Below are 13,258 nucleotides of genomic sequence, written 5' to 3' on the forward strand. Positions count from 1 at the left end.
CGCCTAGCTGCTGCACCGGGGTACTGGCGGCGGCATGTACACAAGGAAAGCGTACGCAACACGGGAAGCCCCAAGGCGTGGTCAGCGATGACCAACCGGACGCCCGCGAGGGACAGGCCGGGCGCCTTGGGGTGGCGGAGAGGTTCGTAGTACCGCTGAAGCCGGGTAACGCCGGTGGAGGGAAGGGACCTCAGTTCAAGACAGACGCAACAAGTGGTGAGGGATTTGGAGATTGGGCAACCTATCAACTCCGAAAACTGTTCAGAAACTGCAGAAGGCGTTGCACGCGAAAGCGAAGGCAGAAGCCGGCTATCGCTTCTACGCCCTGTACGACAAGATCAGCCGTGAGGACATTCTGGCCCATGCGTTTGCCCAGTGCCGCTCCAACAAGGGCGCACCGGGGGTAGACGGTCAGGACTTCGCGGACATCGAGGCGTATGGCGTCGAGCGGTGGCTTGGCGAACTGGCGCTTGCGCTCCGGGAGGAGAGCTACCATCCGGATCCTATCAGAAGAGTGTTCATCCCGAAGGCCAATGGCAAGCTCAGGCCGCTGGGCATCTCGACCGTGCGGGATCGGGTCTGCATGACAGCAGCGATGCTGGTGCTGGAACCGATCTTCGAAGCCGACCTTCCACCCGAACAGTACGCGTACCGGCCCGGGCGCAATGCCCAACAGGCGGTGGTCAAGGTGGAAGAGCTGATGTTCCGGGGCCACCCGGAAGTCGTTGACGCCGACCTCGCGGACTACTTCGGAAGCATCCCCCATGCCGAGCTATTACAGTCGGTAGCGCGCCGGATCGTTGATCGACGCGTGCTGCATCTGATCAAGATGTGGCTGGAATGCCCCGTGGAAGAAACCGATGATCGAGGAAGGAAGACACGCACGACCGAAGCCCGGGACAACCGGCGCGGCATTCCGCAGGGTTCACCCATCTCACCGTTGCTGGCGAATATATACATGCGCCGGTTCGTGCTGGGATGGAAGAAGCTCGGACTGGAGCAACGCCTCGGCAGTCGTATCGTGACCTATGCCGATGATCTTGTGATCCTGTGCAAGAAGGGCGAAGCCGATGAGGCATTGCAACAACTGCGCAAGATCATGAGCAAGCTGAAGCTCACGGTCAACGAGGAGAAGACACGAATCTGCAAGGTCCCGGAAGGGGAGTTCGACTTTCTGGGGTACACGTTCGGACGAATGTATTCTGTGAGAACCGGCCAGGCGCGCCTGGGTTACCGGCCATCGAAGAAGAGCATCAAGCGCATGGTTGAGCAAATCCATGCACTGACGGACCGAACGGGGACATGGCAAGAGGTCACTAAGCTGGTGGGCACAGTGAACCGCACGCTGCGCGGATGGGCGAACTACTTTCGAGTAGGCACCGTCAGCAAGGCGTATCGGGCACTCGACAGCTACACAGCGATGCGGCTGCGCCGGTGGTTGCAGTTCAAGCACAAAACCAGGCGTCGCAAGGGCGGGAGCTATCCACTCTCGCATCTTTACGGGCACTTTGGGCTCGTACGCCTGAGCAGGCTTGGGCACGACGTGCCGTGGGTGAAGGCGTGAAGTTTTGTCCGAGAGCTGGATGCGGGAAATCTGCCTGTCCAGTTCGATGAGCGGGGTGTGGAAACGGGGACATGGTCGAACCAGTAAGGCACCGCCGAACGAAAGGGGCGGAAACAGATATGTTCGAACCTAAAGCTACCGCGTCACACCTCGACTCTACGCAAAGCGGACATAGGGCGTCCTGCTGCGCGCTAAGCAGGGGATAGCCTGGCGTAGCTTTCGCTCTTGGCCTTCAGGCTGATCTTTGAGGAGTTCACTGGAAGTGCGTGCCCTTCGCTAGATCTTGGAGGAGGGTGGCTCCGTCACAGCGGCCGATGCTGCAGCGGCGGATATCAGCGGCCGCCGCGCGATCTGCGGCGTTCTCCGTCTTCTCGCCGGATGGCATAGCTGGATCTCTTGCACGGCACTCACTCGCCGCCCTGGCGAGACCTGGGGCACGACATCCTCTCGTCCAAAGGGCCAGCACTCGATCTATTTAGTTGATGTTGACCGAAGGGGAGCCGCGACGGTTTCTCCGGTGGACCCGGTCCGCAGGCGCCTTATTTGCGTGCGCGAAATACGGACTGGTTATGCATTGGGCTGCGCGGCCCGACGCAGACGACTTACACTGCGCCATCGACGTATAGCCACAAGCGATGTAGCTACCGGCCCTTCCGTAGGTCTGGAGACAAATGGGGTAATTTGGATCGTAGGTCTAGGCTTGTGCTGACGCAGTGATCAACATCGTTCCGACCCCTAAGAGCGTCCATGCTAAGGTGCGCATCAAAACTCCTTCCCAAAGATCAATCGACAGAAATCTAGCATCGGGTACCGGCATCGCGCGATTCTCAGTCAACTGCCAGCACGATTGAATTTACGACAGGGATAGGCGACTTCAGGACTGGCGGCGTCGCAGACGGCGATTGCCTTCACGATATATAGCCGCGCAGCCACAGCCTGGACTGCTGCCCGAATGCTAGATCGTAAAGTTGGCAATTCTGATGTCAGACGTACCGTTGGCGGCGGGCGCCATCTTGTTGGTTGGTTGCTTCGGCGTGCTTTTTTCGAACGTGGTAAGAGATGGCCAAAGCTGATTTGCGTCGCTTGTGTCTCCGCTGTCGCTTCTCGCCCTCTTGGCGGTGTCGCCATGAACGCGGACATCACGAATAACGGAGGCCTCAACGGGCATTGTCTGTACCCCGGCGCGCGCCGAAACCGCCGTTCCCGATCTATTGCATAAGAATTGCTCTTTGTGACAGCTCGGACACTGGTCCGCTGCTTGAACAGGTTAAAACGTCCTCCAGGCTTTCTCAGATGTTCAGGTTCACCCAAACCGCTTTTGGCTCCGTAAAATTCTCGATCGCCGCCGCGCCATGTTCCCGGCCGAAGCCGGAATCGCGCACGCCGCCCCACGGAAGCCGCACATCAGTATAGCCATAGGTGTTGATCCAGACGGTGCCGGCATTCGCTTTCTTCGCGAAACGCTGTACGCGTCCGATGTCTCGACTCCAGACGCCCGCCGCAAGGCTGTAGGCAGTGCCGTTGGCGATCCGCAGCGCATCAGCCTCGTCACGAAACTTGATGACGCTCACCACGGGACCAAAGATTTCTTCCTGCGAGATGCGCATCTCGTGCTTGACGTCGGCGAAAACCGCGGGGCTGATGAAGTAACCGCGGTCGCCGACACGCTGGCCGCCGGTCGTCAGCAATGCGCCCTCCTTCTGGCCGATATCCACGTAATCGAGAATGCTCTTCATTTGCTTTTCGGAGATTACCGGACCGAGTGCTGTGGTACGATCGGCTGGATCGCCCATCCGGATCACCTTCGCGCGTTGCGTCAACCGCTCGACCACCTCGTCGTAAACCTTCTCATGCGCGAGCACGCGCGAACCGGCCGAGCATACTTGCCCGGCGTTGAAGAAGATTCCAGACGCAGCGGCCTTGGTCGCGGCCTCAATATTGGCGTCGTCAAAGATGACGTTGGCGGACTTGCCGCCGAGTTCGAGCGAAACGCGTTTGAAATTACCTGCCGCGCCGCGCAGAATACCGCGTCCAACACCCGGCGATCCTGTGAAGGTAACCTTGTCCACATCAGGATGATTGACGAGTGCATCGCCGACGACCCGGCCGGGACCAGTAACGATGTTGAGCACGCCCGGTGGTAGACCCGCTTCGAGCGCCAATTCACCGATGCGCAGCGCCGACAGCGACGTCAGCTCGGCAGGCTTCATTACAATCGTGCAACCGCAGGCTAAGGCCGGCGCGAGCTTCCACATCCCGATCATCAGCGGGAAATTCCACGGCACGACAACGGCAACCACGCCGATGGGCTCACGGACCGTGTAGGTGAGCGCGTCCTCCCGCGTTGAAACGACTTCGCCGCTGATCTTGTCAGCCCAGCCGGCGTAGTAGGTCAGCGTATCGATAGCAGCTGGAAGGTCCTGGCGCAGCACCCCCGAGATCGGTTTGCCGGCATCAAGGCTTTCCAGCGCGGCGATTTCATCCGCGTGCTTTTTCATCAGGTCCACAAGCTTGAGCAGGATATGGCCGCGCTCGGCGGCGCGCATCGTGCGCCAAGGACCTTCGAAGGCACGGCGCGCGGCAGCGACGGCCCGATCGACGTCGACCTCGTTGCCTTCCGCGACGGTTGCAATCACCTGTTCAGTGGCCGGATTGAGGGTATTGAACGTGCGCCCGCAGGCTGATGGGACGCGCTGCCCGTCAATCAATAACAGCTTGGGTTTGGAGGCCGAAACTGGCGGCGTCGTCTCGCGGGAATAATCATATGCAATCGACATCATATCTCCTTACTGCTTCCTAAGGTAGGGGGTTAAAACGCCGCATACGACCCCCAATTGAACTTGGAAAGTCGTTCAGAAGCGGCATCGATCGACGAAGGGACCTGTTTCATGGCCTGAATTCGTTGGTCAGTTCGCCGATGCCCTCGATCGCGACGGTGACCTTGTTGACCGACTCTTTCATTGATCCGACGCCCAGCGATGTGCCGCAGCAGATCAGATCGCCCGGCAACAACGTCATGTCGTGCGAGATCTTGCTGACAAGCTGTTGTGTGGTGAAGATCATGTCTGAGATCGGATACGATTGACGCTCCTCGCCATTGAGAATCGTCCGAACAACGAGTTTCACCGGGTCGATTCCGGATGCGATGACAGGCCCGAACGGGCAAAAGCTATCGAAGCCTTTGGCGCGGGCCCATTGGGCAAAGGTGGCATCTCTGGCGATAATGTCGGCGGCCGTGATATCGTTGACGCAGGTGTAACCAAAAATACACTCATGGGCCTGATCGACCGATACGCCGCTGCATGTGCGCCCGATGATTATCCCAAGTTCGCCCTCGTATGTGACTTTACCATCGTAGGACACCGGCCGTTTGACAACTGCATTCGGTGGGGCAGCCGTTGTCGGCGCCTTCAAAAGGTAGAGCGGATCCTCGGGTTCAGTGACGTTCAATTTTGCGGCAAGTGCATGAAAATTATTCCACAGAGCGATGATCTTAGAGGGTTCAGTCGGAGCCAGGAGTTCGACATCAGACAAAGCGAGGCGTCGGCCATTTGCCCGTGATTTACCGAACATCTCGCCGTCATGAACGCTAATCTCTGATTGTGAGATCGTTCCAAATCCGGTTATGCTACTGTGTTGAAAGCGAACCCAATAAGTCATGATGAAAATCTCCGAAATCCAAGAGCGGCGTACCGCTTCGGCGTTGAGGCCCGGCCGCGCGGTAATAGTCGCATTCAATAAAGGCCTGCGATTCTGGCGCGTTGCGTTACGAGCGCCAGAACCGCGTCGATCGTGGGTGTCGGAATTCGTGTGAGACGCCCCATTTCCTGGACCACGGTGACAAGCGGATCGATCTCCATCGGGCGTCCGCGCTCAAGATCCTGCAACATCGATGTCTTGTGCGCCCCGACCTTACGTGCGCCTTCGATCCGCCGCTCGACGTCGACTCGGAATTTCACGCCAAATGTCTCCGCGATGCTCTGGGTCTCCAGCATCATGGCCTTCGACAGGGCGCGCGTTGACGGATCAGTGCAGATTTTGTCCAGCGTTGCGTGCGTCAGCGCGCTGATTGGATTGAAGCAGACATTGCCCCACAGCTTAAGCCAGATTTCGTCGCGGATCCGATCGAGGATGGGCGCTTGCAATCCGGCCTTAACGAATAGCGCGGCGAGCCGTTCGACATCCGCGCTTTTTTCGCCGGAGGCTTCGCCGAGAGGAAAGCGGTCGCCATAGACATGGCGGATGACGCCGGGCGCTTCGATCTCAGTCGCGGGATAAACGATGCATCCGATTGCGCGCTCCGGACCCAATTCGCGCCATTGCCGTCCGCCCGGATCGATGCTCTCCAGCGTCGATCCCTCGCACTCGTTGCCGTGCTTATAGAAGTACCAGTAGGGAATCCCGTTAACCGCGGTGACAATTCGCGTATGCGGACCCAACAGCGGCTGGATGGCTTCGATGACACCGGTGATCGAATGCGCCTTCAGGCAAATGATGACAAAATCCTGCGGCCCCAGCTCAGCGGGGTTGTCGGTACAACGGGGGTGCACGACGCGCTCCTCATCCCCGATCAGTAATTTGAGGCCGTTGGCGCGCATCGCGGCAAGATGCGCGCCGCGCGCGACGAGACTGACATCCGCTCCCGCTTGAGCCAGCTGCACACCGAGATAGCCACCGATCGCGCCGGCACCGTAGATACAGATTTTCATGCCATTCTCCAAAACAATTGGCTGGAGACTGCGTGATTCAAAGACACGCTCATCCCTTCAGCACGTCGATCAACGTCTTTCCAAGACGCGCCGGCGAACGAGAAACGCGAATGCCGGCGCTCTCCATCGCCGCGATCTTGGATTCAGCATCGCCCTTACCGCCCGAAATGATCGCGCCGGCGTGGCCCATGCGGCGGCCGGGAGGCGCTGTACGTCCTGCAATGAAGCCTACCATCGGCTTCCTTCGGCCGCGCTTCGCCTCATCCTTGATGAATTGCGCGGCGTCTTCTTCCGAGGAGCCGCCGATCTCGCCGATCATGACGATGGATTTCGTCGCAGGATCAGCCAGAAACAACTCAAGCATTGCGATGAAATCGGTGCCCTTGACCGGATCGCCGCCGATACCGACCGCGGTGGTCTGCCCGAGCCCCTCTGCGGTGGTCTGATATACCGCCTCGTAGGTCAACGTTCCCGAGCGAGAAACGATTCCGACACTTCCTTTTTTGAAGATATTGCCGGGCATGATTCCGATCTTGCACTCACCGGCCGTCATCACGCCGGGGCAATTCGGACCAATCAGCCGCGATTTTGAACCGTCGAGCGCGCGGCTGACTTTGATCATGTCCGCCACCGGAATGCCTTCGGTGATACAAACAATGAGCGGGATCTCGGCATCGATCGCTTCGCAAATCGCGTCCGCCGCGCCTGGCGGCGGGACATAAATCACGCTGGCATCGGCGTCGGTTTTTTCGCGAGCTTCCGCCACGGTATCGAACACCGGCAAATCGAGATGTTTGGTGCTCCCCTTGCCGGGCGACGTGCCACCGACCATTCTGGTGCCGTAAAACACCGCCTGCTCGGAGTGAAAAGTACCGTTTTTGCCCGTAAAGCCTTGGCACATGACCTTGGTATTGCTGTCGATCAGAATAGCCATTACGCAGCCTCCTTTCGTGTGGCTTTGACGATCTTTTGTGCGGCATCGTCGAGGTTATCGGCCGACACGACATTGAGGCCCGAGCCCTTGATGATTTTTTTGCCTAGTTCGACGTTGGTGCCTTCGAGCCGCACGACCAGCGGTACCGTCAAGCCGACTTCTCGCGCGGCCGCGACTACGCCTTCGGCAACGACATCGCAGCGCATGATGCCGCCAAAGATGTTGACCAGAATTCCCTTTACTTGCGGATCGGATGTAATGATCTTGAATGCCGCAGCGACCTTCTCCTTGGTCGCGCCACCTCCGACATCGAGGAAATTTGCCGGCGTCGCGCCGTAAAGCTTGATAATATCCATCGTCGCCATGGCCAGACCGGCACCATTGACCATGCAGCCGATCGTGCCCTCCAGCGCGATATAATTGAGATCGTATTTTGACGCTTCGATCTCCTTCTGGTCCTCTTCTGTCAGATCGCGCAGCTTGACCAAGTCGGGATGTCGGTACAACGCGTTCGAATCGAAGCTGATCTTGGCATCGAGACATTTGAGTTCTCCCTGCTTGGTGGCAACCAGCGGGTTGATCTCCAGCATCGCCATGTCGGTGCGAACAAAGGCGTTATAGAGCTGCGCCGCCAGCTTCTCCGCCTGCCGTGCGATATCGCCCTTGAGGCCCAGCGCGCGGGCAACGGCGCGTCCGTGATGCGCCATAACGCCAGTCGCGGAATCGACCGAGAAAGTCGCGATCTTGTCGGGCGTATCATGGGCGACCTTTTCGATGTCCATCCCACCTTCGGTCGATACAACAAAAGCGACGCGCGATGTCTCGCGATCGACCAGCATCGAGAGATAAAATTCCTTCTCGATGTCGCAGCCGTCCTCGATATACAGGCGGTTGACCTGCTTACCTGCGGGGCCGGTCTGCGCAGTGACAAGCGTATGGCCGAGCATTTCCCTGGCGTACGCGGCCACTTCGTCAATGGATTTGGCAAGCCGTACGCCGCCCTTCGCGTTGGCAGGCAGTTCCTTGAATTTGCCCTTGCCGCGGCCGCCCGCATGAATTTGGGACTTCACGACATATACGGGGCCCGGGAGCATCTTCGCCGCAATAACTGCTTCCTCAACCGTGAGCGCCGGCCGACCTTCGGAAACCGGTGCGCCGAAATTCTTCAGAATGGCCTTGCTCTGATATTCATGGATATTCATGCTGTCCTCTATCCTTGTATTTTGTATGCCAGTAGGTCGGAGACAAAAAAAGAGAGGCTCACCGAAGTTCACTTCGCTTAGATTCGAATGGTAGCGCTCCGACCGTCCGCGCATTTGCTTCGACCGGAGCGGCTTCATCACCCAGAATGAAAGCACGCCGCATCGGCTTGATGACGAACAATGCGAGCAACGCCGCCATGGCATTCAGGCCGACTGCGATAACGAAGACAGCCTGCCAGCCGTAGTTTGCAGCGACAATGCTCGCGAGTGGCACCAGCAGGGAGGCGGTCCCCTTGGCGGTATACAGCATGCCGTTGTTAGTTGTCGCAAACTTGGCACCAAAGGTATCGCCGCTGGTCGCGGGGAATAGGCTGTATATTTCGCCGAATACGCCGAAATACATAGCGGTCGCAAGAACGAAGACGATTGGGATGTCGCCATAAGCCGAAAGCGTCAGCAGCATGAGTGCCGCAGTCCCGAACGCGATGAACATCGTGTGCTCGCGGCCAATGGTGTCAGAGAGCCAACCAAAGAGCGGACGACCGAAGCCATCGAGAATACGATCGAGCGAAATGGCGAAGGTCAATGCTGCCATCTGAAAACCCAGAAGACTCACGGGTTCGTTTGCGATCTTGAAGTCATGTGCGATCGGCGCGATCTGGGCCGCCGTCATCAGACCGCCCGCAGCGACCATCACGAACACTAGGTACATCACCCAGAATATTGGACTGCGCAACACCTGCGGCGGGGTGAAATCGATGTTGGTCTGCGGAAGATTCAGCTGCTTCCTTTTGACCGGCAACGCGCGCGATGGCTTGCGCATGAAAAATGCCAGAATGAAAACAATTGCACCTTGCCCGATACCGAAAGTGAAAAACGCATGTTCATAACCGGTCGTAGCGACGACATTTGCGATTGGCACGATGGTGATTGCAGCTCCCGCACCGAAACCGGCCGCGGTCGCCCCTGCGGCAAGGCCACGCCGGTCTGGAAACCACTTCAATGCATTGCCGACGCAGGTGCCATACACTGAGCCGGCTCCGATTCCGGCGATGATTGCTGCGATGTAAAGCAGCACGAGCGAGTTCGCGTAGGAATTCAATACCCAGGCGAGGGCAATCATAACTCCGCCGAACATGATGACGACGCGCGGACCATATTTATCGACGAACCACGCCTCGATCGGGACAAGCCAGGTTTCGGTCACCACGAAAATCGTAAAGGCCAACTGGATTGCAGCCCGGCCCCACTGGTACTTCGCGTCGATGGGATCGACGAACAGCGTCCAGCCGTATTGAAGATTCGCGATCATGGCCATGCAGACGATGCCCATCGCGAGTTGCAGCCAACGGAAAAAAGGACCCTCAGTAGCTGTCGATGTGGATGGTTGCGCAGTGACTGGCATTGCTTCCTCCTTCGACACGCTTTTGCGGATGGCTTTCTTTTCAACCATTCTGGTATGCAGTATGCCAGAGCGCAAGTGATTATTTGGCCAGCCAGTGAAAAAGTTGCGTCTGTTGCGCTGCCCCTTTTTGTCGAAACTATTGTTGCAAAAGAAAATAACCCCCGGGATTTGGGGGCCAAAATGGAGAAAATGGCGTAAGCTACGCCAAGTTCTTTGGTGTTGGTATTCGAAACCCGAAGCGTAGATGTTCCTTAGCGGATCAATGCTGAAGACCAGAGTTCAACCACACCCCCCGATTCAATAGACGTTGTGTCGAACAGATATGCCAGATGCCAAGGTTTCAGTGCTAAATTGTTGCGTAGGCCGGAACGACTTTCCGCGGCGGATCGAGCGCGCCGGAATCGTGGATCTCCGCCACCTGATGATCGGTCAAGCCGAGCACCTGCCGCAAAATCTCGTCGGTGTGTTCGCCGAGCAGCGGCGAGCGCTTCACCTCGGTCGGGCTGTCCGACATCTTGATGGGATTGCCGACCGACAAATACTTGCCGCGCTCGGGATGATCGACCTCGACCACGGTGCCGGTGGCACGCAGCGATTGGTCTTCGGCGAGTTCCTTCATCGACAGGATCGGGCCGCAGGGGATGTCGTCCTTGTTGAGGATCTCCATCGCCTCGAACTTGGTCTTGGTCATCGTCCATTGCTCGATGCGCGAAAAGATCTCGTTGAGGCGTGACAGCCGGGCAGGGGGCTTGGCGTAATCGGGATGGGTCTTCCAGCCGGGCTCGCCGATGACGTCGCAAATCTTCTCCCAGACCGGCGCTTGCGTGATGAAGTAGATGTAGGCGTTGGGATCGGTCTCCCAGCCCTTGCACTTCAGGATGCGGCCGGGCTGGCCGCCGCCGGAATCGTTGCCTGCGCGCGGCACCGCGTCGCCAAACGTAATGCCTTCGCCGAACTGGCTGTATTCCTTGAGCGGACCATAAGCGAGGCGCTGCTGATCGCGCAGTTTTACGCGCGCGAGATTGAGCACGCCGTCCTGCATCGCGGCGGTGACCTTTTGTCCCTTGCCCGTGACGGTGCGCTGATAGAGCGCGGTGACGATGCCGAGCGCCAAATGCAGCCCGGTGCCGCTGTCGCCGATCTGCGCGCCGGTGACCAGCGGCAGGCCGTCGCGAAAGCCGGTGGTCGATGCCGCGCCGCCGGTGCATTGCGCGACGTTCTCATAGACCTTGCAGTCTTCGTAAGGCCCGGGCCCGAAACCCTTGATCGAGGCCACGATCATCTTCGGATTGATGCTTTGGATCTTCTCCCACGGAAATCCCATGCGATCGAGCACGCCGGGGCCGAAATTTTCCACCAGCACGTCGCATTGCTTGATCAGCGCGGTCAGGACTTCCTTGCCCTTCGGGTTCTTGGTGTCGAGCGTGATCGAGCGCTTGTTGTGGTTGAGCATGGTGAAATACAGGCTGTCGACATTCGGAATGTCCTGCAACTGGCCACGCGTGATGTCGCCAACGCCCGGGCGCTCGACCTTGATCACGTCGGCGCCGAACCAGGCCAGCAATTGCGTGCAGGTCGGTCCCGACTGGACGTGGGTGAAATCGAGAATACGAACGCCCTTGAGCGCCTTTGTCATCGTGTTGCTCCGTACTGTGTCTATCCTGCGCGTGCAGGGGAGTAATGGGTTGGGATTTGTCTATTTCTTTTTCAGAACGCTCTGCGGATTGAGGTTGCCGATGCGGCCGCTTTCGGAGCCGGCCGCCGGATCGATCACCGCGTTGATGAGGGTAGGCTTGCCGGAATCCATGGCTTCGTTCACGGCGCGCTTCAGCTCATCCGGTGACGTCGCGTTGACGCCGACGCCGCCGAACGCTTCCATCATCTTGTCGTAGCGCGAGCCCTTGACGAACACGGTCGGTGCCGGATCCGAGCCCACGGAATTGACGTCGGTACCGCGATAGATGCCGTCATTGTTGAAGATTACGATGCAGACCGGCAGCTTGTAGCGGCAGATGGTCTCGACCTCCATGCCGGAGAAGCCGAAGGCCGAGTCGCCTTCGACGGCGAGCACCGGCTTGCCGGTCTCGATAGCGGCGGCGATGGCGTAGCCCATGCCGATGCCCATCACGCCCCAGGTGCCGACGTCGAGCCGCTTGCGTGGCTTGTACATATCGATGACGCCGCGCGCGAGATCGAGCGTATTGGCGCCTTCGTTGACGAGAATGGCATCCGGCCGCTCCTTGATGATGGTGCGCAGCACGCCGAGTGCGCCGTGGTAGTCCATCGGCGAGTTGTTGTTCATCAGCCGGGGCGCCATCTTGGTGACGTTCTCTTCGCGCTTCTTGGCGACCGCGCTGGTCCAGTCGGATGGCGGGGCCGCCCAGTTCGCGCCCATGCCCTCAAGCAGCGCCGAGACGCACGAGCCGATGTCGCCGACCACGGGGGCGACGATCTCGACGTTCGAATCCATCTCCTTTGGTTCGATGTCGATCTGGATGAATTTCTTCGGCGTCTCGCCCCACGTCTTGCCCTTGCCGTGCGACAAGAGCCAGTTGAGACGCGCGCCGATCAGCATCACGACATCCGAGTCCTTCAGTACCGTCGAGCGGGCCGCGCCCGCACATTGCGGATGGGTATCCGACAAAAGTCCTTTGGCCATGCTCATCGGCAGGAACGCAACACCGCTCTTCTCGACGAAGGTGCGGATCGCGTCGTCGGCCTGGGCGTAGGCGGCGCCTTTGCCGAGAATGATAAGCGGACGCTTGGCGCTCTTGAGGACATCGAGCGCGCGCTTGACCGCTTCGGGAGCCGGAATCTGCGCCGGTGCCGCGTCGATCACCTTCACGAGTGATTTCTTTCCAGCCTCGGCGTCCATCACCTGGCCGAAAAGCTTGGCCGGCAGGTCGAGATAGACGCCGCCCGGACGTCCCGACACGGCCGCGCGGATCGCGCGCGCAAGGCCGATACCAATGTCGGCGGCATGCAGCACGCGGAACGCCGCCTTGCAAAGCGGTTTGGCGATCGCGAGCTGGTCCATCTCCTCATAGTCGCCCTGCTGCAGGTCGACGATCTCGCGCTCGGACGAGCCCGAGATCAGGATCATTGGAAAGCAGTTGGTCGTGGCATGAGCGAGCGCGGTGAGGCCATTGAGAAAGCCCGGAGCCGAGACCGTGAGGCAAACGCCAGGCTTCTTAGTCAGGAAGCCGGCGATCGACGCTGCATTGCCGGCATTCTGTTCGTGACGAAACGAGATGACGCGGATGCCCGCAGCCTGCGCCATGCGGCCGAAATCCGTAATCGGAATGCCGGGCACACCGTAGATCGTGGTGAGGCCGTTGAGCTTCAGCGCATCGATAATCAGGTTAAAGCCGTCGGTCAGCTCGCGCTCGGCCTTATTTGCATCAATGCTTTTCGCTGCTGTTACGGACATTCCACTTTCTCCCT

Annotated in this window: 10 protein-coding genes; 1 reads left to right on the forward strand and 9 read right to left on the reverse strand. The window is 59.0% G+C overall.

The features are described from left to right. Positions 1–232 precede the first annotated feature (232 nt). A complete protein-coding gene (gene ltrA, locus B5526_RS31840; RefSeq protein WP_154071316.1) occupies positions 233–1,564 on the forward strand; it encodes a group II intron reverse transcriptase/maturase in 1,332 nt (443 codons plus the stop codon). Between the two features lie 475 nt (positions 1,565–2,039). Here ltrA and B5526_RS31845 read toward each other — a convergent pair whose 3' ends face one another. The 9 genes from B5526_RS31845 to oxc all read right to left on the reverse strand — a co-directional run bounded on the left by B5526_RS31845 (position 2,040) and on the right by oxc (position 13,244). Further along, positions 2,040–2,237 (reverse strand): DUF3551 domain-containing protein, encoded by a 198-nt coding sequence (locus B5526_RS31845; RefSeq protein WP_349642788.1) that lies wholly within the window; start codon positions 2,235–2,237, stop codon positions 2,040–2,042. A 616-nt stretch (positions 2,238–2,853) separates the two neighbouring features. Continuing rightward, the gene (locus tag B5526_RS31855; protein ID WP_079545682.1) at positions 2,854–4,341 is read right to left on the reverse strand and encodes an aldehyde dehydrogenase family protein; all 1,488 of its coding nucleotides are present in this window, start codon (positions 4,339–4,341) and stop codon (positions 2,854–2,856) included. Positions 4,342–4,450: 109 nt separating this feature from the next. Beyond that, on the reverse strand, positions 4,451–5,224 hold the full coding sequence (locus B5526_RS31860) for a fumarylacetoacetate hydrolase family protein (protein WP_079545685.1): 774 nt from the start codon (positions 5,222–5,224) through the stop codon (positions 4,451–4,453). A 74-nt stretch (positions 5,225–5,298) separates the two neighbouring features. Next, entirely contained in the window at positions 5,299–6,273 is a 975-nt protein-coding gene (locus B5526_RS31865) for a 2-dehydropantoate 2-reductase (RefSeq protein WP_079543692.1), read from the reverse strand. 49 nt (positions 6,274–6,322) lie between these two features. Beyond that, positions 6,323–7,207: a succinate--CoA ligase subunit alpha gene (gene sucD / locus B5526_RS31870; RefSeq protein ID WP_079543693.1), complete on the reverse strand. Its 885-nt coding sequence runs from the start codon at positions 7,205–7,207 to the stop codon at positions 6,323–6,325. Further along, positions 7,207–8,409 carry an ADP-forming succinate--CoA ligase subunit beta gene (sucC, locus tag B5526_RS31875; RefSeq protein WP_079543694.1) on the reverse strand — a complete coding sequence of 401 codons (1,203 nt, stop codon included), beginning with the start codon at positions 8,407–8,409 and terminating at the stop codon, positions 7,207–7,209. The genes sucD and sucC overlap by 1 nt, the downstream gene beginning before the upstream one ends. Before the next feature lie 58 nt (positions 8,410–8,467). Continuing rightward, a complete protein-coding gene (oxlT, locus tag B5526_RS31880) occupies positions 8,468–9,814 on the reverse strand; it encodes an oxalate/formate MFS antiporter (RefSeq protein ID WP_154071787.1) in 1,347 nt (448 codons plus the stop codon). Positions 9,815–10,160: 346 nt separating this feature from the next. Continuing rightward, the gene (gene frc, locus B5526_RS31885; protein ID WP_079543696.1) at positions 10,161–11,450 is read right to left on the reverse strand and encodes a formyl-CoA transferase; all 1,290 of its coding nucleotides are present in this window, start codon (positions 11,448–11,450) and stop codon (positions 10,161–10,163) included. Between the two features lie 60 nt (positions 11,451–11,510). Next, positions 11,511–13,244 carry an oxalyl-CoA decarboxylase gene (gene oxc / locus B5526_RS31890; protein ID WP_079543697.1) on the reverse strand — a complete coding sequence of 578 codons (1,734 nt, stop codon included), beginning with the start codon at positions 13,242–13,244 and terminating at the stop codon, positions 11,511–11,513. Positions 13,245–13,258: the final 14 nt, after the last annotated feature.

Source organism: Bradyrhizobium lablabi (assembly GCF_900141755.1).
Taxonomy (GTDB): Bacteria; Pseudomonadota; Alphaproteobacteria; order Rhizobiales; family Xanthobacteraceae; genus Bradyrhizobium; species Bradyrhizobium lablabi_A.